General features: G+C 59.4%; 23 protein-coding genes. 5 read left to right on the top strand and 18 right to left on the bottom strand.

The genetic code is table 11. The annotated features are described in order from the left end of the window. Positions 1–25: 25 nt before the first annotated feature. The 4 genes from rng to ELE36_RS06305 form a co-directional block, all read right to left on the bottom strand. The gene (gene rng / locus ELE36_RS06320) at positions 26–1,510 is read right to left on the bottom strand and encodes a ribonuclease G (protein ID WP_129832262.1); all 1,485 of its coding nucleotides are present in this window, start codon (positions 1,508–1,510) and stop codon (positions 26–28) included. Between the two features lie 104 nt (positions 1,511–1,614). Then, positions 1,615–2,172, bottom strand: coding sequence for a Maf family protein (locus ELE36_RS06315; RefSeq protein WP_129832261.1), 558 nt, complete (start codon positions 2,170–2,172; stop codon positions 1,615–1,617). A gap of 74 nt (positions 2,173–2,246) precedes the next feature. Then, a complete protein-coding gene (locus tag ELE36_RS06310; RefSeq protein ID WP_129832260.1) occupies positions 2,247–3,074 on the bottom strand; it encodes an anti-sigma factor family protein in 828 nt (275 codons plus the stop codon). Further along, positions 3,064–3,654 carry a sigma-70 family RNA polymerase sigma factor gene (locus ELE36_RS06305; protein ID WP_207215879.1) on the bottom strand — a complete coding sequence of 197 codons (591 nt, stop codon included), beginning with the start codon at positions 3,652–3,654 and terminating at the stop codon, positions 3,064–3,066. The genes ELE36_RS06310 and ELE36_RS06305 overlap by 11 nt, the downstream gene beginning before the upstream one ends. Positions 3,655–3,778: 124 nt before the next feature. Between ELE36_RS06305 and ELE36_RS06300 the strand changes: the two genes are divergently transcribed. After that, positions 3,779–4,663, top strand: a complete 885-nt coding sequence (locus tag ELE36_RS06300) for a metallophosphoesterase family protein (RefSeq protein ID WP_129832259.1) — start codon at positions 3,779–3,781, stop codon at positions 4,661–4,663. 33 nt (positions 4,664–4,696) lie between these two features. Here ELE36_RS06300 and rlmH read toward each other — a convergent pair whose 3' ends face one another. The 7 genes from rlmH to leuS form a co-directional block, all read right to left on the bottom strand. Next, positions 4,697–5,170: a 23S rRNA (pseudouridine(1915)-N(3))-methyltransferase RlmH gene (rlmH, locus tag ELE36_RS06295; RefSeq protein WP_129832258.1), complete on the bottom strand. Its 474-nt coding sequence runs from the start codon at positions 5,168–5,170 to the stop codon at positions 4,697–4,699. A gap of 441 nt (positions 5,171–5,611) precedes the next feature. Further along, a complete protein-coding gene (gene rsfS / locus ELE36_RS06290) occupies positions 5,612–5,980 on the bottom strand; it encodes a ribosome silencing factor (RefSeq protein WP_129836684.1) in 369 nt (122 codons plus the stop codon). A 242-nt stretch (positions 5,981–6,222) separates the two neighbouring features. Beyond that, the gene (gene nadD / locus ELE36_RS06285) at positions 6,223–6,879 is read right to left on the bottom strand and encodes a nicotinate-nucleotide adenylyltransferase (protein WP_242512375.1); all 657 of its coding nucleotides are present in this window, start codon (positions 6,877–6,879) and stop codon (positions 6,223–6,225) included. 8 nt (positions 6,880–6,887) lie between these two features. After that, positions 6,888–7,907: a DNA polymerase III subunit delta gene (holA, locus tag ELE36_RS06280; protein WP_129832256.1), complete on the bottom strand. Its 1,020-nt coding sequence runs from the start codon at positions 7,905–7,907 to the stop codon at positions 6,888–6,890. A gap of 40 nt (positions 7,908–7,947) precedes the next feature. Next, positions 7,948–8,454, bottom strand: a complete 507-nt coding sequence (locus tag ELE36_RS06275) for an LPS-assembly lipoprotein LptE (RefSeq protein ID WP_165371500.1) — start codon at positions 8,452–8,454, stop codon at positions 7,948–7,950. 113 nt (positions 8,455–8,567) lie between these two features. Further along, on the bottom strand, positions 8,568–9,128 hold the full coding sequence (locus tag ELE36_RS06270; protein WP_129832254.1) for a hypothetical protein: 561 nt from the start codon (positions 9,126–9,128) through the stop codon (positions 8,568–8,570). A 172-nt stretch (positions 9,129–9,300) separates the two neighbouring features. Next, positions 9,301–12,012 (bottom strand): leucine--tRNA ligase, encoded by a 2,712-nt coding sequence (gene leuS / locus ELE36_RS06265; RefSeq protein ID WP_129832253.1) that lies wholly within the window; start codon positions 12,010–12,012, stop codon positions 9,301–9,303. 11 nt (positions 12,013–12,023) lie between these two features. On the opposite strand from leuS, the gene ELE36_RS06260 reads away from it, so the two are divergent. Next, complete coding sequence (locus tag ELE36_RS06260; RefSeq protein WP_129832252.1) at positions 12,024–12,206, top strand: hypothetical protein; 183 nt, start codon at positions 12,024–12,026, stop codon at positions 12,204–12,206. Positions 12,207–12,326: 120 nt separating this feature from the next. Here the strand turns inward: ELE36_RS06260 and ELE36_RS06255 are convergent, their stop codons facing one another. The 5 genes from ELE36_RS06255 to ELE36_RS06235 form a co-directional block, all read right to left on the bottom strand. Beyond that, positions 12,327–14,822 carry a TonB-dependent receptor gene (locus ELE36_RS06255; protein WP_129832251.1) on the bottom strand — a complete coding sequence of 832 codons (2,496 nt, stop codon included), beginning with the start codon at positions 14,820–14,822 and terminating at the stop codon, positions 12,327–12,329. A gap of 92 nt (positions 14,823–14,914) precedes the next feature. Further along, complete coding sequence (locus ELE36_RS06250; protein ID WP_242512374.1) at positions 14,915–16,105, bottom strand: SO2930 family diheme c-type cytochrome; 1,191 nt, start codon at positions 16,103–16,105, stop codon at positions 14,915–14,917. Then, positions 16,102–17,337 carry a parallel beta-helix domain-containing protein gene (locus ELE36_RS06245; protein WP_129832250.1) on the bottom strand — a complete coding sequence of 412 codons (1,236 nt, stop codon included), beginning with the start codon at positions 17,335–17,337 and terminating at the stop codon, positions 16,102–16,104. Before ELE36_RS06245 ends, ELE36_RS06250 begins: the two co-directional genes overlap by 4 nt. 339 nt (positions 17,338–17,676) lie before the next feature. Next, on the bottom strand, positions 17,677–17,913 hold the full coding sequence (locus ELE36_RS06240; RefSeq protein ID WP_129832249.1) for a helix-turn-helix domain-containing protein: 237 nt from the start codon (positions 17,911–17,913) through the stop codon (positions 17,677–17,679). A gap of 4 nt (positions 17,914–17,917) precedes the next feature. Continuing rightward, positions 17,918–18,421, bottom strand: a complete 504-nt coding sequence (locus ELE36_RS06235; RefSeq protein ID WP_165371499.1) for a DUF2975 domain-containing protein — start codon at positions 18,419–18,421, stop codon at positions 17,918–17,920. Positions 18,422–18,531: 110 nt separating this feature from the next. Here ELE36_RS06235 and ELE36_RS06230 point away from each other — a divergent pair, with 110 nt between their 5' ends. Continuing rightward, positions 18,532–20,409: an aspartyl protease family protein gene (locus ELE36_RS06230; RefSeq protein ID WP_129832247.1), complete on the top strand. Its 1,878-nt coding sequence runs from the start codon at positions 18,532–18,534 to the stop codon at positions 20,407–20,409. Positions 20,410–20,689: 280 nt separating this feature from the next. Here ELE36_RS06230 and ELE36_RS06225 read toward each other — a convergent pair whose 3' ends face one another. Then, positions 20,690–21,763 (bottom strand): AraC family transcriptional regulator, encoded by a 1,074-nt coding sequence (locus ELE36_RS06225; RefSeq protein ID WP_129832246.1) that lies wholly within the window; start codon positions 21,761–21,763, stop codon positions 20,690–20,692. A gap of 179 nt (positions 21,764–21,942) precedes the next feature. On the opposite strand from ELE36_RS06225, the gene ELE36_RS06220 reads away from it, so the two are divergent. After that, the gene (locus ELE36_RS06220; protein ID WP_129832245.1) at positions 21,943–23,331 is read left to right on the top strand and encodes a metal-dependent hydrolase family protein; all 1,389 of its coding nucleotides are present in this window, start codon (positions 21,943–21,945) and stop codon (positions 23,329–23,331) included. Positions 23,332–23,455: 124 nt separating this feature from the next. Further along, positions 23,456–24,337, top strand: coding sequence for a thioredoxin family protein (locus tag ELE36_RS06215; RefSeq protein ID WP_129836680.1), 882 nt, complete (start codon positions 23,456–23,458; stop codon positions 24,335–24,337). A gap of 43 nt (positions 24,338–24,380) precedes the next feature. Here ELE36_RS06215 and ELE36_RS06210 read toward each other — a convergent pair whose 3' ends face one another. Then, positions 24,381–24,962, bottom strand: coding sequence for an LOG family protein (locus ELE36_RS06210; RefSeq protein ID WP_207215925.1), 582 nt, complete (start codon positions 24,960–24,962; stop codon positions 24,381–24,383). Between the last annotated feature and the right edge of the window lie 13 nt (positions 24,963–24,975).

The following is a 24,975-nucleotide window of genomic DNA, read 5'->3' as shown; positions in this document are numbered from 1 at the left end:
GCCGCAAGATACGCTGCCGCGAAAACTACAGCAGCACCACATCGTATTGCTCCTGCGAATAATTTTCTTCGGGCTGGAAACGAATCGTCTTGCCAATGAATTCCTCAAGCTCGGCGACCGCGACGGATTCCTCTTCGAGAATCTTGCTGACCACCTTGGTCGAGGCCAGCACGAGCAGAGTGGCGGCTTCGAACTGGCGCACCGCGCGTGTGATCTCGCGAAAGATTTCGTAGGTCACGGTTTCCGAAGTCTTGAGGCTGCCGCGACCGTTGCAAGTCGGGCATGGCTCGCACAACTGACGCTCCAGACTTTCGGTTGTGCGCTTGCGTGTCATCTCGACTAGGCCGAGCGGCGAGATGTCGTAGACGGTGGTTTTGGCGTGATCGCGCAGCAGCGACTTTTCGAGCATGCGCAACACCTGGCGCTTGTGTTCCTCGTCGATCATGTCGATAAAATCGATGATGATGATGCCGCCGAGATTGCGCAGGCGCAATTGCCGTGCAGTCGATTGCGCGGCTTCGAGATTGGTCTTGTAGACGGTTTCCTCAAGATTGCGATGGCCGAGAAACGCGCCGGTATTCACATCGACCGTGGTCATCGCCTCGGTCTGGTCAATAATCAGATAGCCGCCAGATTTCAGCGGCACATCCTTCTTCAAGGCGCGCTGGATTTCGTCCTCGACGCCATACAGATCGAAGATCGGGCGCTCGCCCGGATAATGCTCGATGCGCTCGACCAGCTCGGGCATGAACTGCTGCGCGAAACGGATCGTCTTGTCGTACGTTTCGTGCGAATCGACACGCACTTTCTCGACATCCTTGCGCATGAGGTCGCGCAATGCACGCAGCGGCAAGGCGAGATCTTCATAGATGCACTGGCCAACCTGGGTGCGCTTGATGTTTTCGCGCAATGCGATCCACAGCTTGCCGAGATAATCGATATCTTCGGCCAGTGCTTCGCTGGTCTGGCCCTCGGCATTGGTGCGCACGATGTAACCGATGCCGCCCTCGGCCGCGAGCGCGACGAGCATTTCTTTCAGCCGCGCCCGTTCGGTTTCGTCCTCGATGCGCACCGATACGCCGAGCACCTTGCTATACGGCAGCAGCACCAGATAACGCGACGGAATCGACAGGTGGGTAGTCAGGCGTGCGCCCTTGCTGCCGATTGGATCCTTGACCACCTGCACAACCACTTCCTGGCCTTCGTGCAGCAGCTCGTTGATCGGCGGCACCGGCGTCGCGGACGAGCCGTTTTCGACGCCATCGACCGGCAACGCGGTTGGCGCGCGGAAAATATCCGAGGCATGCAAAAACGCCGCACGACCCAAGCCAATTTCGACAAACGCCGCCTGCATGCCGGGCATCACGCGCGACACGCGACCTTTGTAGACATTGCCGACATAACCGCGTTTCAGCGCACGTTCGACATGCATTTCCTGCAGCATGCCGTTTTCGACCACCGCGACGCGCGTTTCGCGCGGGGTGACGTTGATCAGGATTTCCTCAGACACGATTCGCCATCAATAAAGCTTCAATGGAAGGTTTATAGCCGGGACTGGCTGAACTTGTCGAATACCGCGGAATTAGTACACTCGGCGGTGTAGCTGCAGGCTGATTAAAACTCGCGCAGCAACCGTGCTGTCTCGAACAACGGTAGGCCCATCACGCCCGAATAACTGCCACTCAGGTGGCGCACGAACGCACCCGCACGGCCCTGGATTGCGTAACCGCCGGCCCGACCAAACGGCTCGCCGGTGGCGACGTAGGCGGCGATTGCAGCCTCGTCGAGATCGGCAAATGTAACTTCGGAGACACTGATTGCGCGGGCCTCACGGCCACTATCGACCAACCATACCGCTGTGACAGCGTGATGCGTGCGCCCAGCCAATTCGCGCAACATCGCGCTGGCCTGCGCCGCGTCATTCGGTTTGCCGAACACGTGATCGCCGAGCACGACTTCGGTATCCGCACCGAGCACGCGCGCGCCGGCATTACCGATCACTTGCAGCAGACCCGCACCGGCTTTCTCATGCGCAACGCGACTGATGTAGTCGTGCGCCGGTTCGCCGATCGCGCGCACTTCCGGCACATCGACATCGAGCACAGTAAATTGCACGCCGAGCTGTTCGAGTAACTGGCGTCGACGCGGCGATTGCGAAGCGAGATAAAGCATGAGTCCATATTCGCCGAGCTGAATCAAGGCCAATAAAATAGCACGCGGAAATCTTTTCGGATTAACCGAAAAACTCAGGGCGCAGTCTGCTTGAACGCCTCGGCAAAACCCTGCAACGTGCTTTCGCTCGCATCCGAAATCACCCACAACACCAGGCCGGATTGCGCCCAACGCAACAGATGGAAACCCTGCAACGACGAAGCCTCTGGCTTGGCATCGGCTGGCACCGCGCCCGCTGGCAATACAAAAACATTCAACACATGCTCGTGATGACGATACACCAGCGCCGCCGTGCCGTGCCCGGCGATGTAATCAAGACGACCACCGATCAAGGCATAACCCTGTGCGGCGAGATCGATCGCCGGCGGCGCGATATCAATCCGGCCGTTGAACCAAGGTTTCACGGTGTGCTGATCCGAAGACACCACATCAGTCAGGTGCGCCGCGAGCTGCGAGCGCACGTGTGCCGCGACGAGCTCGGTGGCGAGACGCGTTTCGGCATTCGGCTGGCGCAGATACCAGTTCAGATTCAGCGCGAACAACAGCAACGCCGCAACGCTGGCGAATCCGGCCATCCAGCGCTGACCAAAATGGCGATGACGCCGAGCCACACGCGGCATGGACGGGAGCAGCGGCACTGTTTTATGGATCGGCGCGGCAATTTCAATTTGCACGTGCTCGATCGAACCTTGCAACGCGGCTTCAAGGCGCTCGCGCAGCCCGGCAGGCGCCGGGAAATACGCGGCCTTGCGGATCATCGCGCGCCAGTCGGCTAGCGCCTGCTTGCGCGCCTTGCAGGCGACGCAATCCGCGAGATGCTGCTCGATCAGCAGCGTCTGCGTCAGATCGGTTTCGCCATCGACATATACATCCAGCAATGACGCCAGCGTTTTACAGTCCATGACTTGTCTCCTCGAGTCCGCGCCGCGTCCATGCCGCGCGCAGTTGCAGACGCGCACGTGCAAGCCGCGACATCACCGTGCCGATCGGCAAGTCGGTGACCGCAGCGATCTCGCGATAGCTCAGTTCTTCCAATTCGCGCAACACCAGCACCTCGCGAAACGGCAACGGCAATTCATTCATCAATTCGAGCAGCAGCGCATGCGCGTGTTGATCGCTCAGTATATTTTCCGGACTCGGCGCTGGTTCGATCGCACCACTCTGCTCGGCAGCATCCAGCGCGGTTTCCGGCACCGCCGCGAGTTGTTGCGGACGATGCCGTTCGAGCCAGCTGTACGCCGCATGTCGCACGATCGTGAGCAACCACGCGCGTGCATCGCTGCCGTGAAAACCGTCGATAAAACGAAACGCGCGCAACAGCGCTTCCTGCGTCACGTCCTGCGCGTCGCTGGCATGACCGGTCAACCAGCGCGCAAGGTTGTGCGCCGCATCGAGATGCGGTAGCACGCTTTGGTTGAAGCGGCGCATCGCATCGGCGTGCTGTGCGGCATCCGCTGCGGGTTTCGACGGTTGATCGATCATTCGACTACTGTAACTGCAATGGTATGAAATTTATTTCCGTGCATTTTTACCGCGAAAACGCACGGGAATAAATCTTGGCAAGCGTCGGTTGAGTCCGTTGTCGACCCAGCAGCGGAGCACCACCATGAATCACCCGATCAATCGTCGCCAGTTTCTTGAAATCGCCGCACTAGGCGGTGTGGTATTCGCCTCCGGTCTGACCGGCATCGCGCGCGCCGCATCGCAGGATTTTTATTTCGTGCAGTTGTCGGATGTGCATTGGGGCTTTACCGATGCCAAGATCAACCCCGAATTCGCGACCAGCCTGCAGCGTTCGATCGCTGCGGTGAACAAGCTAAAACCGGCGCCGGATTTTGTCGTGTTCACCGGCGATCTCACGCAGGTCACGGATGACCCGGTCGAGCGTCGGCGCCGCATGCACGAGTTTCGCGAGATCGCACGCACGCTCAAATGCAAGGACGTACGCTACCTGCCCGGCGAGCACGACGCGACCGCCGACAAAGGCGAGGCCTATCAGGAATTTTTCGGCGCGTTGCACTATAGCTTCGATCACAAAGGCATCCATTTTGTCGTGATCGACAACGTCACCAATGCGGCGCTCGGCATCGCGCCGGCACAGCTCGAATGGCTCGCGGCGGACCTTACCAAACATCCGAAAAATACGCCGATCGTTGTGCTCACGCATCGCCCTTTGTTCGACCTCATGCCGTCGTGGGATTGGGCCACACGCAACGGCGACAAGGTCATCGAAATGCTCATGCCATTCGCCAACGTCACCGTGTTCTACGGTCATATCCATCAACTGCACGAACACGCCACGGGACACATCAAGCACTATGCCGCGGAGTCGTTGATGTGGCCGCTGCCGGTGGCGGGATCGGTGCCAAAAAAGGCCGCGATTGCGTGGGATGCGACGCAACCGTTCAAGGATCTCGGTTATCGCGAAATCGCGACGAATCGCGGCAAGGACGGGATCGCACTGAAGATCAAGGAAGATCCGCTGGCATAAGCGCCGGACGCGTATAAATCAAACGCGGCGCGCTCAGCCGCCGCGATGATACGGATGATTGCCGAGCTGGCTCACGGCGCGATACAACTGTTCGGCCAGCACGATGCGCACGATCGGATGCGGCAAGGTCAGCGGACCGAGCGACCAACGCTGATTGGCGCGCGCCAGTGCATCGGGTGCCAGACCATCGGGGCCGCCGATCAGAAATACGAGATCCTGGCCGAGCATGCGCCAGCGTGCGAGTTGTTCGGCAAGATGCTCGCTGCTCCAGACACTGCCACGACCATCGAGCGCGATCACATGTGCGCCTTTCGGAATCGCCGCAAGCATCGCTGCGCCTTCGTCGCTAATCGCACGTGCGAGGTCGCGGCCTTTGCCGCGTGCGCCTAGCGCGATCTCGATTACATCGAGCGGCAGATCATGACTGAGGCGTTTGCTGTATTCGGCCACACCTGCGGCAACCCACGCTGGCATGCGTTCACCGATGGAGATCAGGCGGGCGCGCATTTCAAAGTGAAATTGCGCGAAGGGTCGATTGGCGTTTACGAAACGTAGATCGCATATATGCTCGCGCCGCGCCGCGATCAGCGAATACCAAAAATCCCGCTGATATCATCTGAAAGCCAGTAGCCGCATTTGCGACAATAATCTCGCAACTGTCGAGCGCCATAAACACTGAAAGGACACTCTTCGCAATGCGGACACCTGAGCAGTTCTGATGAGTATCGTGAAAGGTAGAAACCTATCATCAGCAAATTGATGGCTTCGAAACCGAGTACGTATGGGAGCATTCCGGGCGAGTATAAAAAGCAACCCAGAAACAACAGCAAACCACCGAAGAATGGGAACCAAAGCCAAAAGGATTTCGCGCGATATTCGACATTGCGTCTTCGCCATTCGGCCATGACGTTCTGATCACGAGTGGATCGCAAAAGCACGCGCCGAACCTCAATTCAACGCAGCAGATTCCGGCATATCGTCGCCAACCGTCCACAGACGTTCCAGCGCGTAAAACTCGCGCACTCTCGGCAGCATCACATGCACAACGATGTCGCCGAGATCGACGAGTACCCATTCGGCTTCGCGCTGACCTTCCACGCCGATCGGCACCACGCCAATCTGCTTGGCGAGCTTGAGCACTTCATCGGCGATGGAGCGCACGTGTCGGCTGGATGTGCCGCTCGCGATCACCATGAGATCGGTGACGGATGTTTTGCCGCGTACATCGATCTCACGCACGTCTTTCGCTTTGAGATCTTCCACCGCCTTGATGACCTGCAATCGCAGATGCTCGGCCTGGTCGACAGGCGCCTTGATACGGGGGCGGGCTTTTGTTTTCGGACTGGCTTTCGCTGCAGTTGCCAAGCGGGTATTACCTCTGTGTTTTGATTAAACCGGCCGCAGAACTCGGCTGACCGGGCGGCACCAATATACGCTGATTTGCCGGTGGCGGAAGTGACGATGGCTGAAATGCGTCGGTTCCGGCCTGCGGGCATGAACGGATTTTCGCGTGTGGTTCAGCAAAACCAGCATCGTTGCGAGCCGACTTTCGAGGCAAACTAATTGCCGGCGCCGAGCCGATAGGCGTCGAGCAAGCTCGGATCGGCCAGCAAAACATCGGGCAGCAAATAGCGCGGTTCGTGGCCATCGCGCAGCAATTGACGGATCTGCGTGGCGGAAATATCCAGAGGCGTGACCGGCAAATGGAATATCGCGCCGGCCGTGCGCGTCGCGAGGATTTGCGCCGTATCCACCTCGTGCGCCAGCACTTGCGTTTGCAGCTCCGCGCCGAGCGCCGCGGCCACGCCAGGGCGCGTGAGCACGACGATATGCGCCAGATCGAACAATTCCTGCCAGCGATGCCAGCCCGGCAATCCGGCAAACGCATCGGCGCCGAGCAGCAGGATCAGGCTGCGTTGCGGACCGATCTCGGCACGCACTTCGATCAGCGTATCGATGCTATACGACGGCCCAGTACGACGCAGCTCGCGCAGATCGATGTGCAGTCGTTGCTGCCCCGCAAGCGCGGCGCGCAAAATAGCAACCCGTTGCTCGACACTCGCGACGGGCGCGGGCCGATGCGGCGGCTCATGCGCGAGCAGCAGATGCACATCGGCATCAAGCGCCTCGGCGGCCTCCCACGCCACGCGCAGGTGGCCAAGATGGATCGGATCGAACGTACCGCCGAGCAAGGCGAGAGGCCGCTGCGCGCTCACGACAAAACTCAACTGGCGAGCAGTCGCGCCGCGCGCGGCTGTGCCATCGCCACGAGCAGACGTTCGAGTTCTAGCCATGCATCACCCGCGCCGCGGCCCTTGCTGATGCGATCGATACGCGTGGCCTGGCGCAGGCAGCGTTCCCAATGGCTGCGATCACTGCGGCCGAGCGCCTTGCGGTACATGCCTTGCCGCGCGGGCCAGACACGCTCGCTACTAAACGCTGCGGAAAGATTGGCCGATTGTGCCGATAAACGCGCCAGCAGTTGCAGTTGATTCAAGATCCAGCCGAGCAGCGGCGGTACTTGTTCGCCCTCGGCACGCAAGCCGGCAAGGATGCGCAGGCAACGTTCGCCGTCGCCGCTGCACGCGGCATCGGTGAGCTTGAACGCATCAAAACGCGCGCTGTCGGCGACCAAATCTTCCATCGCCGCAACGTCGATCGTACCCGGCCCGCGCAGCAATACGAGCTTGTCGATTTCCTGTGCGGCCGCGAGCAGATTTCCTTCGACGCGCTCGGCCAATAACGCCGCCGCATCGCGATTCGCGTTGAGGCCGCGCGACGCCATACGCTGCTCGATCCATGCCGGCAATTCACCGAGTTTGATCGGCCAGCACGGCACGAACAAACCGGCCTTTTCAAGCGCCGCGACCCACGCCGTTTCATGCGCCTTGCTCCACTGCGTGCTGGTGATCAGCAAGACAGTATCGGGCGGCGGATTTTCGCAATATTCGATAATTGCCGCAGCGCCATCCTTGCCGGGTTTGCCGCTGGGCAGGCGCAGGTCGATGACCTTGCGCGTGGCGAACAACGACATCGCCGATGCGGCCATGCTGAGCTCATTCCAGTCGCCGTTGGCTTCGAGATCGATCACCTCGCGCTCGGTGAATCCGAGTGCACGCGCGCGCACGCGAATCGCATCGGCGGCTTCGAGCAACAGCAAGTGCTCCTCGCCGGCGAGCAGATATATCGGGCGCAACGTGTCGCCAGTCAGGTGTTTATGAAGTTGTGCGAGGCTGATCGACATGCGGCGAAAAAGCTGTGACTACGACGCTGGGGCTATCGCATCAATGCGCAGCAGCAGACTTGCCGACGGCTTCGATGCGGCGCATCACCGACTGCACCATATCGCGTTGCATCTGGCGTTTGAGCTCGTCCTGTTCGACGCCGATGCCAAGCGCCTGAGTGTCGTCGAACGTGAAGTCACGCGTGAGTTCGACGGTCTGTTTCGGCACGATGATCTTGCCTTCGGAGTTCACGACTTCAAGCTCGACGTGATAGACCATAACGAATTCGCGCACGTGCTGGGCGATGCCGACAGATGAGACTTCCGGGCTGATCGTGACGACCGGTAACTTGAGCTCGGCGATGCCGTCGCCGGATTTTTCTTCGACCGTGGCACCCGAGCGCCGCAACGAATCTTCGAGGTTGCGCTTGAGCGGACTGAACGCATCCGCCGATACCACAATCACGCGCTGCATGCCCGGTGGCAATTGAGCCTCGCCGCGCAGCTGAAATCCGCAGCCGACCAAGGTCAGCGCCAACAGGGACAACAACGAGAGATTTTTCAACATGGACATTCCGGATCGGCGGTTTGGCGAATGATAACGTCTGGCGCGACTTCTGTGTGGCTCACGCCAGACGTTGCCTCATTCGGTGTATCGCTATCCGGTTATGCGCAGGGTTTCTATCGCGGCCAAAGCCAGGCAAACGTGGCACCCGCGATAAGCGCGTAGATCAACCCGTCGATCGCATATTTAAGCACGCTGCGCCACGGATGCCCCCACCAGATGCCATTCGGCAACGTACCGAGCGCATACGCCATGAATGCGCCGAGTGCGACCAGATGAAATACATTGGCAAACGGCGCCGCGGTGCCCAGCACCGAGCTGGCGAGACAGGCGCACAGGAATGAAACCAGCAGGCAAAACACAAACCACTGACCGAGTGAGGCGCCCATATTCATCTCGCCGGGTTGGCGCAGAAAAATGGCGCCGACCGGACCGCGCCGAAATTTCTCGCGCGTCTCGGGCTTTTTCATATCACCGGAGGTGCAATACGGAATCATGTACATGCCAGCACTGGCATTGGCATTGCGTATCGCGGCGCTGACTTCTTCCTCGTTGGAGAAGCCACGATAGTCGGGTACGTGCCAGAACTTCAGCAGCATGTTGAACACGCTGCTGGCGAAAAAAACGAAGACGGCAGAAAGCAGAATCGGCAACCAAAGTTGTGCGAGCGAAACCATGTCATAACTCCCCAGTCTGATGGTCGCTGGAGTCTACTCTCGCATCAACATTGCAGGGAAACGAAAATCGGGCTGATGCCTGGTTAGCGCTGTTGCAGTCATTCCCGCCGGCATGGGAATGACCGCAAAACGAATCCTCTTGAGGCTCGCAGCCCGGCTTCTGATTCGCGCGTCAAACCACGATATTGACGATCTTGCCCGGCACCACGATGATCTTTTTCGGCAGCGCGCCGGCGAGGAAACGGACGACATCGGATTGTGTCAGCGCCGCCTGCTCGATCTCTTCGCGCGATGTGTTGACCGCCACTTCGATCTGACCGCGTAGCTTGCCGTTGATCTGCACCGCGAGCGTGATCGCATCTTTTTTCAGGGCCTCGGCATCGAACGTCGGCCACGCCTGTGTGATGATCGCCTCGGCATGGCCGAGGTGCTGCCACAGCGCGTGACAGATATGCGGCGTGATCGGATTGAGCAGTAACACGATCGCCTCGAAGGCTTCGTGGCGCACGGCGCGACCTTGATCGCTCATGTCGTCGAACTTGGCCAACGCGTTGAGCAATTCCATCAGCGCTGCGATCGCGGTGTTGAACGACAGGCGTCGACCAAAATCGTCGGACACCTTGGCGATGGTTTCATGCACCTGACGACGCAAGGTTTTCTGCGCAGCATCCAAAATCGCAGGATCAACTTCGGGATGATCCGGCTGCGCGACGTGCGCATGCAGATCGCGCCACAGACGCCGCAGGAATCGCGACATGCCTTCGACACCAGCCTCGCGCCAGTCCAGCGAATGTTCCGGCGGCGCGGCAAACATCGAGAACAGGCGCACTGTGTCGGCGCCGAATTTCTCGACCATCGTAACCGGATCGATACCGTTGTTTTTCGACTTCGACATTTTCTCGATGCCGCCGATCTGCACCGGTTGTTTGTCGCTGATCAAGGTCGCGCCGACGACACGACCTTTCTCGTCGCGCGCGATTTCCACCTCGGTCGGATTGAACCAGTGCTTCGCGCCGTTGGCTTCTTCACGGTAGAACGTCTCAGCGATCACCATGCCCTGACACAGCAGATTCGTCGCAGGTTCGTTGCTGCTCACGAGGCCCGCGTCACGCAGCAACTTGTGATAAAAACGGAAATAAAGCAGATGCAGAATCGCGTGTTCGATGCCGCCGACGTATTGATCGACCGGCAGCCAGTAGTTGGCGCGTTCATCGACTTGCGCCTGTGCACCGGGACTCGTGTAGCGAGCGTAATACCAGCTCGATTCCATGAAGGTATCGAAGGTATCGGTTTCGCGTTCGGCCGGGCCGCCGCATTGCGGGCACGTCGTTTTGCGCCACTCGGGATCGGCCTTGATCGGCGATTGCACACCGCTGAAAGCCACGTCTTCAGGCAGCACCACCGGCAGTTGATCTTCCGGCACCGGCACCGCATCGCACTTGGCGCAGTAAATGATCGGGATCGGGCAACCCCAATACCGCTGGCGGCTCACGCCCCAATCGCGCAGACGGAAATTCACGCGGCGCTGGCCTTTGCCATCGCGCTCGAAACGCGCCGCGATCGCATCGAATGCGCCGCGGAAATCCATGCCGTCGTATTCGCCGGAATTGACCAGCGTGCCGTAGTCGAGGAACGCGCCTTCGGTGACGATGCTGTTTTCAAACTGCTCGAGAATACCGATCTCACCGCCGGCCTCGACCACACCGATCGCGGCACTTTCGCCGAGCGCCGCGCTCATCGGATCGCTATTGTTGCGCGCATCGTTGCCGAGGCCGCGGATCGCATCACGCACGCCGTCGCTGACGATCACCATCTTGATGAACAGATCGTACTTGGTCGCAAATTCCCAATCGCGCTGATCGTGTCCGGGTACGGCCATCACCGCGCCCGTGCCGTAATTCATGAGCACGAAATTCGCGATCCACACCGGAATCTTTTCGCCACTGAGCGGATGGATCGCATCGATGCCGGTGTAGATGCCTTTCTTTTCCTGCGTGTCGAGATCGGCTTCGGCCGTGCCGCCACGGCGACATTCTTCAATGAACGCAGCAATCTCGGGATTGTTTTTTGCGGCTTGCAACGCGAGCGGATGTTCGGCCGCGACCGAGACAAACGTCACGCCCATCAGCGTATCCGGGCGCGTTGTGAACACGGTAAGCGGCTCGGCGGCACCTTCCACGGCGAACTGGATTTCCAGCCCTTCCGAACGTCCGATCCAGTTGCGCTGCATGGTCTTGACCGCATCCGGCCAGCCCGGCAGATGATCAAGTTCGTCGAGCAATTCCTGCGCATACGCGGTGATTTTCAAAAACCACTGCGGAATTTCGCGGCGCTCGACCAGTGCACCGGAACGCCAGCCGCGACCGTCGATGACCTGCTCGTTGGCGAGTACGGTCTGATCGATCGGATCCCAGTTCACTACCGAATTCTTGCGATACACCAGACCTTTTTTGTACAGCCGCGTAAACATCTGCTGTTCCCAGCGGTAATACTCGGGCTGGCAGGTGGCGAATTCGCGCGTCCAGTCATACGCAAAACCGAGGCGCTGCAACTGCGTGCGCATATGCTCGATATTGGCGTAGGTCCACTTGGCCGGCGCGGTATTGTTCTTGATCGCGGCGTTTTCCGCGGGCAGGCCAAACGCATCCCAGCCCATCGGCTGCAGCACGTTTTTGCCAAGCATGCGCTGGTAACGGCTGATCACATCGCCGATGGTGTAATTGCGCACATGCCCCATATGCAGCGCGCCGCTCGGATACGGCAGCATGCTCAGGCAATAGAATTTCGGCTTGGACTTATCCTCGCTAACCTCGAAGGCGCGCGTGTCGTTCCAGTGTTTTTGCGCCGCGGTTTCCACCGCTTGCGGATCGTATTGTTCTTGCATGAGTGGTCAACGTGTCAAAGTCAGCTTTCCAGCGTAACCCAGGCTGCGCCGCGAGGAAAGCCATGCGGCTTGTTGCCATCACCGTCGGGAAATTACCCGGCGCTGCGCGCCGCCGCAAAAAAAAGCGGGTCAGCAAACTGCTGACCCGTGTTGGAGGCCAAAAAAGCCTGAAAAAATTTGTTCAATATCTGTAGCGAGCGGCCCTCAGCGAGGTGAAGAGCAGCACAGAAAGCGGAGCATACTTTTCGTATGTGAGCATTTCGAGCAGCGCATGAATCTCGATCAGGGTCGCGCAGTAAGATATTGCACCAGCTCTAGAATTTTGCGCTTAACTCAACGCCATACATGCGCGGCGGGCTGATGCTCGCAAACGGCGTGCCAATCGTGCTGGTCGAAATATTGTTGATGCCGGTGACGTAACGTTTGTCGAACAGATTGTTGGCGAACAAGGCTACACCCCAGATGTTACTGTCGGAATTCCACGCAATGCGCATATCGGTGCGCTCCTGCGCGGTGCCGAGTTTGAACGATGGCGTGACCAGACAATTGCCCTGCAGCGGCGATGCAGCATTGCAGCGGGTCTTGCCGCGATGCGCGTGTTGCAGCGTGAAATCGATAGCGCCGCCAGCGACATTGCGCCAGACATAATCCATGCCTGCGGCGGCCGAGAACGAAGGTTCGCCGGTCGGCTGACCACTCAGATCGATCTGGTTGCTGTCGACAAAATCCTTGTAGCGTGCGTCGATATACGCCGAGGTAAAGTTCAGCCGCAAACCTTCACTCGCCTGCCAGTGCGCTTCGAGCTCGAGTCCTTTTGCATCCTGATCGCTGCTCGTGACGAGATACAGCGGCAAGCCGTTGTTGACATCTTGCACGAGGGTCAGCGATTGCAGGTTCGAGAACTTGTAGTAATAAATCGACGCATTCAACAGCAAGTGGTAATCGGGAAAATAACTCTTGATGCCGGCCTCGTAATTCTTGACGTTTTCCGGCTGGTAGGTGGAGCCGACCTGCACGCTGTTGAAGCCGCCAGCCTGGTAACCCTTGGTCGCCGAGGCGTAGATCATCATCTCCGGCGTGAGTTTGTAATCGAGCACGAGGCGCGGGCTGGTATCGTTCCAGCTGTTGTTGAGCGCAAGCGGCTTGGCGCTCGATGCGAGCGTGTTGAACTCGATATTGTTGCTGAGGATCGGCGCGAGCTGCGCGGCTTGATCGGGCGTGAAAAACCCGGTCGCAACCAACGCGCTGGCTGGATCAAGTCCGGCGGCGGTCGCCGCGGCAATCGCCGCATCGAGTCCGGGTGCTTTGCGCAACGGGTTGTACCAGCTGAACTCTTTTTCGTCATGCGTGAAGCGCACTCCGGTGGTGAGGTTCAGACGATCGGTGAGATGCCAGATCACATCGCCGTACAAGGCCTGCGCCTTGTAGTCGCCGTGGTTGAAAATCGATTCCTGCCACGGATCGCCAAGCAGGCTCGGCAGCCCGACCGAGCCATACACCTGACTGAGCGTGCCGACCAACGGAAAACCGACCTGCGGATTATTGCTGAGCAAGGTATCGATGGTGTCAGTGAAAAAATTCAGCTGGCTCGATTGTTCAGCTTTTTCCTTGAAGAAACTCGCGCCAGCGACCCAGTTCGCGCGTGAGGTTTCACCCGACAACTTGAACTCCTGCGACCAGGTCGTATTGCTCTCGATATTGGTGGTGTCGAAATAGGTCTGAATGCGATTGGTACCGCTGTCGCTCTCGCGGTTGTAGCTGTCGAAATTGCGCCACGCAGTGGTCGAGGTGAAATCAGCCCAACCGAACGGATGTTCGATGCGCAAGGTCACACCATCAAAGCGGCGACGCTCACCACCGTCGATCACGTTGTTGTAGACCGGCGCCTTGAGCGGATCAAGATAGGTATCAGGATCGGCACCGAGCGTCGGCACGCCGGGCGCTGGCGGCATCGCCACCAGACCAATCGCGGGACGCGCCGGCTGATCGAGTTTTTCGTGTTCCCAGGTCAACAGAATCTGGGTATCGCCTGGCGCATTCCAGCGGAACGCCGCGCGTGTACCCCAGTCGTGCTGGCCTTCGTAACGCTGGCCACTCGCGGCATCCTTGAGCCAGCCGTCACTCTGGTTGTTGACGAAACTGAAACGCAGCGCCATGTCCTGATTGATCGGCGCATTCAACACGCCATCGATGTAGCGCAGGCCATAATCGCCAAAGCGCACGCGCGCCTGTTCTTGCCATTTATCCGAAGGTTCGTTGGTGATGATCGAGATCGCACCACCGGCGCTGTTGCGTCCGAACAAAGTGCCCTGCGGTCCTTTCAAAACCTCGATGCGCTGCACGTCATTGAAGTTCATGAGCGCGCCGCCGGTCTTGCCGGTGTAGACGCCATCGACATAAACGCCGATTGGCGAATCCGAACCCACGCCGAAATCGCCGGTGCCGATGCCGCGCATCGCATAAGAAGGCTGGGTCGGTTGATCGCCGCCAACCACGAGACCGGGGATATAACCGTTCATCTTGCTGAGATCGGTGACCGCAAGTTTGTCGATGTCCTTGGCGGTAACGATCTGCAACGGAATCGGTACGTCCTGCACCTGCTGGGTGCGGCTCTGCGCGGTGACGGTGACATTTTCGAGTTCGGTCGTCGCGCCGCTCGCATCCGTTGCCGCCGCCGCAGGCGTATCTGCCACTGCCGCATCAGGCGATTCTGTCGCCGCCGCAAAATTCGGCGCAAGGCATGCAAGCGTGACACCTCCGAACAGAATTTCACGAAGACACAGCGTCAATTTTTTTCTGAGTATGGTCATCTGCGCATCTCCCCACGTGCTAATACCAAGTACAACAAATGCAACATCGCATCACCCGCGGATCATGCGTGTTGCCTGAGATTTTTTATCGATCACGACGCCACATCGCAATTCCCCTGCCATGCCGCGATCCATGCGCGAATCAATTCCATACCTTCGCGATGAATGGTACTGCGTCCCTGCTCCGGCATCATCACGGCCGGTTCGCTGGAATTCATGCGATACGGCAGAATCGAATCATCCGGTTTGCCGGGCACGATATCGACCTTGTGATCGCCAGTACCCCGACCCGCCGCAACCGGTGGTTTGCACAGGCCGAGATGTCGATCCGGCGCGGTGAAAATATCCAGCGACAATCCCGTGGTATTGGCCGGACCGTTTGCGTTGTGGCAGTGGCCGCAATTGATATCGAGATAAGCGCGCGCGCGCGCCGTGACATCCTGCGTGGCATCGTGCCAGTCGGCATTGCGTGGCACGGCGGATGCTTCGGGCAATCCCATGAGATAACCGAGCCGCGTCAAATGCGCGAGTTGATTTTCGCGGCCATCGGCATAAGCGTAATCGCGATTGAGATGCCGCGCCTTCGGCCCGATTGGTGCGATCAACGAAGGATTTTTCATGTCGGTGCCGTGGCAGCCGGCACACTGGTTTTCGTTCGGCACTACATATGTGAACGGTTCGCGTGTGCCATCGTCGGCGACCAGCTCCAGTGCTTGGGTATCGCCGGTGCGTGCGAGTTCGGCATCGGTCTGATCCGCATTCCAGACATAAGGCAGCGCCGCCCAGCCGCTTTCACGGCGAACCAGTACGCGCGTTTCGATCAGATGGACTTGCGTGAGATCGAGACCCGAGCCGGCAAAATCGCGCGATTGATCGTAGCTGCGCGCCACCGACTTGGCATCACGCGCCGCACCTTTCGGCAGAGGATAATAAAACGTCTTGGTGATGATCGTGCCGACCGGAAAATCGAAGGTCTGCGCCGCATCGTATTTTGCCGCAACACCTTTCGGCATCCAGATCGTACGCAGTTTGTGCGCGTAATCGCTGAACAACGGTGTGTTCAAATCGTACGGCACAACATCGGCATTGAGCTGAAGTTTTCCGTCCAGCGCAGCGGTGACATGCCAGTCACTCAAATGCGCCGGACTGCCGCTGGCGTGGAACGTCACCGGGACCACTGGCGCTGGCGCCTGCGAGCACGCGACCAGCGCCGCGGCGAGCACGAATGCTGCCGCCGTATTCACGCAAAAACGTGCCGCATGCTGCATTTTTTCTTCGCTCACGCCTTGGCCGGTAGCGTGACCGCTGGCAGTTTGGTGAGCTCGCACTGGAACGGCGCCATGTCGGTGCTTGGCTTGTCGTATTTGTTCGGGCCGTCGACATTCAGGATACCGGTATCGCCGTTGCGGATGCAGATGCGCTGCTCAGCCGGCGGTAGTCCGTTAACCAAAGTTTTGGTATCGACGTAACCGTCCCACAGAATATTCGGGAAGTGTCCGGTGATGCCGAACATCGCGGTCTTCAGCGTTTTCAAGTCGAGCCCGTCCGGCGAATCGCCACCGCCCGAGAAACGATTGTCGTAGATGAAAATTCCCTTCGGATACGGATCGTAGTTTTCCGCGACGCCGTATTTGTTCATGTAGCCCGTCGAGAAATAACTCGAAATAATCAGGTTGGCAGTCTTGTTGTCGGCGATGTCGTTATCGAAAATCTCGACCAGCGGATTGGAATTGATAACGATACCGGAACCCGCCGGCACGCTCGCGACCGCTGCGCCTTTTGCGGCGAAATTGCCGGTATTGTTGGCCACTGCGTGATTCTTGTAGACGCGCGTTGAATGTCCGGGCTGCGACAGGTTCGGCATGTTGAAAACCAGGATGCCGCCGGTGTTTTTGGTCGCGGTATTTTCGTAGACATCGGCGTTGATGGTGTTTTCGATTTCGATACCGGCGACGTTGAGCTCAGCGCGATTGCGGCGCACGATCACGGTGTTCGACTGACCGACGTAGATGCCCGCATCCGATGCGCCGATCGCGATCGAATCCTCGATCAGCACGTTGCGCGTTTTCACCGGGTAGATACCGTACGCACCATTGGTGGTCTGCGATCCGCCGGTCCATTCGACGCGTACACCACGAATCGTGATGTTCTCGCCATCGTTGATCTTCAGGCCATCGCCCTTGCTGTCTTCGATCGCGAGATTCTCGATCGTGAAATCGCTGGCGTTGACCAACATACCCTCGGGGCCGGCGACCTGGCCTTTGAACGAAAGAATGGATTTGTCCTGGCCGGCACCGCGGATCGTGACGCCGTTGACACGCAGGGTCAGGCCGCGATCGAAACGGTGCTTGCCGGCGGGAATCTCGATCACGCTACCCGGCTTGGCATCCAGCAGCTGTTCCTGCAAATGTTTCTGATAGGCCGATTCATCGGCGGTCAGCGCCTTGATTTCTTCAGCGCCGCGGCCACAGCCAGCGAGCGTGACGACGAGTGCGGCGAGAACGAGCTTGCGCATGTTGCAACTCCAAAGCGAAAGGGTTGCGTCGCACAAGCCCGACACGCCACGCACCTGGAGCAGGCCATGTCGATCTCACCACCTGACGACGCAATGCCAGTCTCAACAAAACCCTCACTATCGTAAAGGGTGGCAACGCGGCAGAGAGGGGGGCAAAGCGGACAAGATGCGCGGGCGTATGGAGAACCCGGCGTCAGACAAATGTTCCTGCGACATCGGCGCCGACGCCCGTTGTTCCGACAGGCGGGTATGGCAGCATCAAGCGCAGGATGTGCGGCCGCGCTTGTCGCAAAACCATTTCGGCGAGCGTCGGGATCGCGATGCGCGCTCGCGCGAGGATCAAAACGCGTCCGTATCTTCCACCTGCGCACCGCCCGGCTGGAACTCGAGCAGATCGCCGGGCTGGCAGTCGAGATATTCGCAAATGCGTTCGAGCGTGCCGAAACGGATGCCACGAACTTTGCCTGATTTCAGCAACGACAGATTCTGCTCAGTGATGCCGATGTGCGCGGCCAGCTCACGCGATTTCACCTTGCGCCGTGCGAGCATGATGTCGAGATTGACGACGATGGCCATGACGCTAGACGATCATCCGGTTGTCTTCGGCCAGTTGCCGCGCTTCGCCCATGATCCACGTGATCATGAAAAACACCGCACCGATCATGATCAGCCAGATGTCGGCGCTATCGATCGAGAAGCTGATCGAGGTCGGCGCATCCAGCCCAGCCAGGCGCACGATGAGAAGCTCCAGGCCCGGCATCAGGCAACTTGCCAGCGTGCTCAACAACAATGCAAGCGCAAACGCGCGCAAATGCAACGCCGCGGCGCGACTGAAAAAATCGCCCTGCTCGAACAAACGCATTAGCCGCAGCAAACGATACAAACCCAGCAGCAGGATCAGTGATACGGCCACACTATCGATTAAGATAAGCCAGCGATGACCGGCCAGCGCCTCCGGCACCTGGGTCGTGAGCGCGATCCGCGCATCGGCCGCTTGCGGCGTATCCGGCCATGCCACGAGCACATTGCCGAGCACCGTCGCGATCATCATCAAGAGAACAGCGTAACGCAGCCAGCGCGCCATGCGTTTGGCTCTAACACAATCAATATTCATTGTTAAGTATATAAAGTTTACTGTTAAACAATAAACTTTTATCCTAAAGTGTGGGTTCGCTCACCCTGCCGGAGATTCCCATGATTTGCAAGATCCCCACATTCGCGATGGCCGCCATGTTCAGCATGAGCCCACCCACGGCGATGCACGTCAGCGGCACCGCCAGTCGCGATCCCTCCGCGATCTTCGCCGCGATGAAAGCAGCCAGCGGCGGCGCGGCGTGGGATGGCATCGCCGAAATCGACTACGACGCGGATACCGACCAAGGCGGACAACATGGCCACACCCAGGTCAGCCAGGATTTGCGCAACGGTCGCGCCGCCGCTTACTACGATATGGAAGGCGAGCGCAGCGGCGAGGGTTTCGATGGCCGGCACAGTTGGCTTATCGACGAAAAGAATCTGGTCTCGATACGCGAATCGGCGCAGACCGCACGCCAGTCCCCGACCGATCGCTACATCGCGCGCAACGGCTGGTTCGACGCGGTGACGGCGCAGTCTGCACGTTTCGAATTCGTCGCCTCCCAGCGCGAGCACGAACGCGATTTTCTGATCCTGCGCATCGCACCGAAAGGCGGCGCGGCATTCGAGGTCTGGCTCGACGCGAGCAGCCATTTGCTCGATCGCGTGGTGCAGCACGGCGATAGCGGCGACACAACCACGACGTATTATTCCGACTACCGCGCCGAGTCCGGTGTGTTGCTTGCACACACCCAGCGCAGCAGCAATGGCGAGGCGCAATACGACAGCGTCACGCACGTGCGCCATTACGCGGTGCTCCGACACGCCGACGATGCGCATTTCGTCATGCCGATCTCGTCCGCGCACGACGCGCAGATCGCAGCTGGTGCCGACTCCGCGATCGTGCCGTTTGAACTCTACGCTGGGCTAGTCCTGGTCAACGTCAGCATCGACGGCGCGCCACCGCTGCCGTTCATCCTAGATACTGGTGGACTGAATCTGCTCACGCCCGACGCGGCGCGCCAGCTCGGTATCGCCGGCGCCGGCAACCAGGCCGTGCGCGGCGCCGGCGAAGCCGTGCAATCGATGCAGACAGCGCAGGTAAAGGCCTACACACTCGGCGCCGTAACGCTGCAGGAGCAACGCTTTCTGATCGTTGATCTGCCGCGATTGCTGACCGATCGCGGCACGCGCACGCCGATCGCCGGCCTGCTCGGTTATGAGCTGCTGCGGCGCTTCGCCACGCGCATCGATTACGATCGACTGCAACTCACGTTCGTGCCCAGCGCCACATTCCATTACCAGGGCAGCGGTGTGCGATTGCCGATCGTGTTCGACGATCGCACACCGCAAGTAAAAGCGCGCGTGGACGGCGTCGAAGGCAGTTTTTCGCTGGACAGCGGCGACGCCGGCGAACTCACCGTATTCGGCCCATTTGCCGCTGCCCACGGCATCGCTGCCAGCGGCGCGACGCTGGCGGTGCAGGCGCGCGGAGTCGGCGGCAAAACCGCCAACAGCCTCACCCGTCTGCGCAGTTTTTCGCTCGGGCCTTACTCGGTATCAAGACCGCTCACGACATTCGCCGCGCCCAAGGCTGGCGAATTCGCCTCGAGCGTACTGGCGGGCAATATCGGCCACGGCATCCTGTCGCGATTCGCGGTCACGTTCGATTATGCCCAGCACCAGATTTTTCTCGAGCGCGGCCGTGACTTCGCGCAGCTATCACCGGGCGATCGCAGCGGACTCGGATTCGATCGCACTGAACACGACAGCTTCGTCATCGCCACGGTCGCAGCAAAGTCCCCTGCGGCCGACGCCGGGCTGGAACCTGGCGATGTTGTGACCAGCATTGATGGCGTGCGCGCCGGCGCGATGAGCCTGGATGATCTGAAACGTGTCGCGCAGCGCCCCGCCGGCACCGCCATCACGCTGGCGACGCAACGCGCGGGAATACCACGGCAGGTCACGCTGGTTTTGGCGCAGGATTTATTGCCGTAATCGCGCTTACGGATGCAGTAGCGCGCATGAATGCGACCGCACGCACGGATGCAAACGAAATCACAACGTAAGAAGGCGTCATCCCAGCGTAGGCTGGGATCCAGTGCTGCCATGGCCTGCTGCAAAAATCGACAGCTTACAAGGCGGCAAATGCTTCAAGAGCTGGATCCCAGCGTGCGTTGGGATGACGGCTATTTGTGAGTAGCGGCTGCTATCGGGTGGCCAATATTTGGGGTGACGGATACTTCTGGCTATCGATTTTATTGCGCGACGTCCTGCGTTAACGCATCTCGCGCACCGTGCAAGGCGACTGCCCGGTCCAGCGTTTGAAGGCGCGACGAAATTCGCGCGCATCGCTGAAGCCGATCACGCTGCCGATTTCACTCACGGTATGGCGCCCGTCGCGCAGCAGTTCGAGGGCGCGCTCGGTGCGGATGCGATCGTGCATATCGCGGAAGATCTGGCCACCGGCGGCAAGGTGACGGCGCAACGAACGTTCGGTCAGATGCAGGCTTTGCGCGACTTCGGTGACGGTGGGATTTTCGTGCAAGCGGCTGCGCAGCATGCGCTCCACCGCGACCACGATTTCGGGTTGCGGCCCGGCCACGTTCGCGCGCATCTGGCGGCATAAACCGAGCGCCTGTTGCGCGCTGACCGGATGATGCGTCGGCAATTCGTAACTCATCCACGATGTATCGATTACCGCGCGATTCTGCGGCATGTCGAAACGCACTTCGCACTGGAATGTCTCGCGATATGCGTCCGCCCAGGCCGGTTGCGGATATGTGAATTCGACATAACGCGGATGAAAATTCGCCCCGACCAGCGCGCGCGAGACCATCAGCGAACTGATGAACAATTCCTCGCACAGGAATGGCAGGATTTCGCCATCGACGAAACGCGGCTCGGCGACCATCGCCACGGAATTTGCATCAACGACATCGAAACCGACTTCCATCATCGAGCCGGCCACTTGATGATTCTCGATGCCGATCTGCATCGATTCGCCAAACGTGCGCGCCGTCATCATCGCCAAACCCAGTACGCCGAACGTGCCGACACTCTGGCGCCGCCCGACATCAAGGCCGAGCGAATTCTGCGCCAATGCACGCATGGCGCGTTTGATGATCAAGCTAGCCTCGCGATACGACACGCGCACTGCGGCATCGTTGAGTTGCGCGCGCGTGAGCGCAAGGCCGTTGAACCATGCACCTGTCGCCACGCCGCGTTCTTCGGCGATCTGCATCAGACAATCGAGCGCGTTGGTGGGAATTATCGCTGCGGTGAAGCGTGGGTCATGCGACTTGCCTCGACGCACCGCGGACGTCTGAGTATTTCCAGGATCAATTGCCATTACGTACACGTGCCATTCTCCGGCGTGATTACCGATTGCACCGACATTGTGTAACAGCACGAACCCGATTGTCGAAAGCGGCGCAGCATGTGGCGATTGCGGCTCAGCGTTACTTTCGTCCAGTAGCGCGCACTGTGCTCGCGGTTATGATGCACGAACCCTTTGCCGGAGGATTCACCATGATGCTGCGCCCGTTGTTGTTGTCGGTATCGCTTGCCGCCTTGTTTGCTTCCGCTACTGCGGGCGCCGCGGAACGGACGATTTTCTACTGTTCGAACCTGCTCGATATCGATACCGGAAAAATGCTCGGTGAAACCACCATCATCACCGAAGGCAAGCTGATCATGGAGGTCCGGCCCGGGCACATGAAAGAAGAAGATGCCACCAAAATGGCGACGAATATTCACAATACGCCGGGGCTCACCTGCCTGCCGGGCCTGATCGACAGCCACACCCACCTCACGGGCGAAACCAGCCCGACCGGTTACACCGATCAATTCCGCTGGAATATTGCTGACTACGCGATCCGCTCCACAGTGTATGCGCAACGCACCCTGCAAGCCGGCTTCACCACTGTGCGCAACCTCGGTGACGGCGACAACGCCTCGATCTCGCTGCGCAACGCGATCAACGCGGGCATCGTGCCGGGTCCGCGAATTTTCACCGCTGGCGGCGCGATCGGTTCCACCGGCGGCCACGCCGACGGCACCGACGGTTATCGCGCCGATCTGCAGGGCGACCCGCACGCGAAGGACGGCATCATCAACGGTGCCGACGAAGCATGGAAAGCGGTGCGCCAGCATTACAAAGATGGCGCCGACCTGATCAAGATCATGCCGTCCGGCGGCGTGCTCGATGAAAGCGCGAGCGTCGATAACGCGCAAATGACGATCGAGGAAATCAAGGCGGTAGTCGCCGCTGCGCACGACTACGGATTCACCGTCGCGGCGCATGCGCACGGTGCCGAAGCGATCCGTCGCGCGGTGATCGGCGGCGTCGATTCGATCGAGCACGGCACCTTCATGGACGATGCCGACATGAAGCTCATGAAGGAACACGGCACGTGGTATGTGCCGACCATCATCGCCGGCAAATACGTCGAGGAAAAAGCCAAGATTCCTGGCTATTACCCGGCCCAAGTTGCGGCCAAAGCCGCGCAGGTCGGCCCGATGATTCAGGCCACTGCCGGGCGTGCCTACAAGGCAGGGGTGAAGATCGCATTCGGCACCGATGCAGCGGTCTATCCGCATGGCGAAAACGCGCGCGAATTCGTCTACATGGTCGATGCCGGCATGCCGCCGTTGTACGTGCTGCAAGCTGCGACCACGCATGCCGCCGAATTGCTGCACAAGAGCGACAAACTCGGCCGCATCAAGGCCGGTTATTTCGCTGACGTGATCGCAGTAAAAGGCAATCCGCTGGACGATATCAAGCTGATGCAAAAAGTCAGTTTCGTCATGAAAGACGGCAAGATCTACAAGGATAACGGCAACGCAGTCACACCCGAAACGCAGGCGCAGGTGACTGCGCCGTCGGTCGCGCAAGGCGAGGAATTGCTGGGTTACTGATAGGAGTTTTTCTCGCCATTCCCGCACGAGCGGGAGTGGCGATTTATCTTTCGCAACAATACAACTCTTGAACGCACCGGCAATCGCCTACATCCTTGGCGACACACTTCCGCCGGAATCCGTCATGCCGCCACTCGATCTTGTATTCGACGCCACCCAAGCCAATTTCGAAGCCGATGTACTGCAGGCATCGCTGCAGCAACCAATACTCGTCGATTTCTGGGCACCATGGTGCGCGCCGTGTCTTACGCTCGGTCCGATGCTGGAAAAAATCGTCGCGGATTTCAACGGCGCGATAAAACTCGCCAAGGTCGATACCGATGTCGAAGCGCAGCTGGCCGGCGCGTTCGGCATTCGCAGCCTGCCGACCGTGGTGCTGGTCAAGGACGGCCAAATGGTCGATGGTTTCATGGGCGCGTTGCCCGAAGGCCAGATTCGCGAGTTTCTTGCGCGCCACAATATCGTCGCCGCGGATGCCGATGCGACCTTGGCCGATGATCCTGATGCACCGCCGGAAGCTGCAACTCCCGCCGAATCCGTCGAGGAAACAATCGCACGGCTGCAGCAGGAAATCGCCGCGCAACCGGACAAATCCGAACTCAAGCTCGATCTCGCCATCGCACTGATGCAGGCCGGCAATACCGAAAGTGCCGAGGCCGAACTCGATGCCTTGCCGGCAAATCTTTCCACCGACAGCAAAGCAAAACGTCTGCGCAGCCAGCTCGACCTGGCACAGGCGCTGAAAGATGCGCCGGATCTCGCGACCTTGCAGGCGCGTGTCGAAAAAAACCCCGACGACTTCGCCGCGCGAGACATGCTCGGCGTACGGCTGCTGCTGAGTGGCGATGCCGCCGCGGGCCTCGATCAGTTTCTGCACATCCTGCGCGTGAAGCGCGATTTCAGCGACGGCATCGCGAAAAAACGCCTGCTGGCAGCGTTCGCGATACTCGACGACGAAGACTTGGTCGGCAGCTATCGGCGCAAGATGGCGTCGCTGTTGTTCTGATTTATCCGACAATTTGCTACACGCCGAACGATCTCGTCGCGGTTCACGTCTGTTCGCGACCAACCCACTTCTTGACCGCCGGCGCCACGTAGTTCGCGAAGCGATCGAGCAATACGTCGGCATCGCGCTCGACGATCAGCATCGAGCGATGCAGGGGCTGCACAAACGCTTCGGCAACGCTGTGATCGAGGAACGTCGTGAGCGCATCGTAGTAGCCATCGACATTCAACAACGCGCAGGGTTTTTCGTGGAATCCGAGTTGCGCCCACGTCAGGATTTCGAAGATTTCTTCCAGCGTGCCGATGCCGCCCGGCAACGCGATAAAACCATCGGCTAGATCGGCCATCAACGCCTTGCGTTCGTGCATGGATTTGGTGACATGCAATTGAGTTAGGCCGTGATGCGCGATCTCCTTGTCGGCCAGCGCCGCAGGAATCACACCGATCACCTCGCCGCCCGCCTCGAGCACAGCATCGGCGACCACGCCCATGATGCCAACGCTCGCGCCGCCGTATACAAGACGGATGCCGCGCTGCGCGAATGCGCGACCGAGCGCTTGTGCATGCTCTGCATAAGCCGGCGTGCGGCCGATGCTGGAGCCGCAATAAACACACAGGCTCTTGATGATTTTGCTCGTC

The organism is Pseudolysobacter antarcticus (assembly GCF_004168365.1).
Classification (GTDB): Bacteria; Pseudomonadota; Gammaproteobacteria; order Xanthomonadales; family Rhodanobacteraceae; genus Pseudolysobacter; species Pseudolysobacter antarcticus.
Note: the sequence above shows the minus strand (reverse complement) of the source record. Positions and strands in the feature narration are given on the sequence as shown.

Bases quoted from the DNA above. Each gene is read 5' to 3' on its own strand.
- ELE36_RS06315 (WP_129832261.1), bottom strand. From the start codon at position 2,172: ATGCTTTATCTCGCTTCGCAATCGCCGCGTCGACGCCAGTTACTCGAA.
- ELE36_RS06305 (WP_207215879.1), bottom strand. From the start codon at position 3,654: ATGATCGATCAACCGTCGAAACCCGCAGCGGATGCCGCACAGCACGCC.
- leuS (WP_129832253.1), bottom strand. From the start codon at position 12,012: ATGCAAGAACAATACGATCCGCAAGCGGTGGAAACCGCGGCGCAAAAA.
- ELE36_RS06240 (WP_129832249.1), bottom strand. From the start codon at position 17,913: ATGGCCATCGTCGTCAATCTCGACATCATGCTCGCACGGCGCAAGGTG.
- ELE36_RS06225 (WP_129832246.1), bottom strand. From the start codon at position 21,763: ATGGCAATTGATCCTGGAAATACTCAGACGTCCGCGGTGCGTCGAGGC.
- ELE36_RS06270 (WP_129832254.1), bottom strand. From the start codon at position 9,128: ATGGTTTCGCTCGCACAACTTTGGTTGCCGATTCTGCTTTCTGCCGTC.
- ELE36_RS06245 (WP_129832250.1), bottom strand. From the start codon at position 17,337: ATGCGCAAGCTCGTTCTCGCCGCACTCGTCGTCACGCTCGCTGGCTGT.
- ELE36_RS06215 (WP_129836680.1), top strand. From the start codon at position 23,456: ATGCCGCCACTCGATCTTGTATTCGACGCCACCCAAGCCAATTTCGAA.
- holA (WP_129832256.1), bottom strand. From the start codon at position 7,907: ATGTCGATCAGCCTCGCACAACTTCATAAACACCTGACTGGCGACACG.
- ELE36_RS06255 (WP_129832251.1), bottom strand. From the start codon at position 14,822: ATGACCATACTCAGAAAAAAATTGACGCTGTGTCTTCGTGAAATTCTG.
- ELE36_RS06220 (WP_129832245.1), top strand. From the start codon at position 21,943: ATGATGCTGCGCCCGTTGTTGTTGTCGGTATCGCTTGCCGCCTTGTTT.
- ELE36_RS06300 (WP_129832259.1), top strand. From the start codon at position 3,779: ATGAATCACCCGATCAATCGTCGCCAGTTTCTTGAAATCGCCGCACTA.
- ELE36_RS06230 (WP_129832247.1), top strand. From the start codon at position 18,532: ATGATTTGCAAGATCCCCACATTCGCGATGGCCGCCATGTTCAGCATG.
- ELE36_RS06275 (WP_165371500.1), bottom strand. From the start codon at position 8,454: ATGTTGAAAAATCTCTCGTTGTTGTCCCTGTTGGCGCTGACCTTGGTC.
- ELE36_RS06310 (WP_129832260.1), bottom strand. From the start codon at position 3,074: ATGGACTGTAAAACGCTGGCGTCATTGCTGGATGTATATGTCGATGGC.
- rlmH (WP_129832258.1), bottom strand. From the start codon at position 5,170: ATGCGCGCCCGCCTGATCTCCATCGGTGAACGCATGCCAGCGTGGGTT.
- ELE36_RS06235 (WP_165371499.1), bottom strand. From the start codon at position 18,421: ATGGCGCGCTGGCTGCGTTACGCTGTTCTCTTGATGATGATCGCGACG.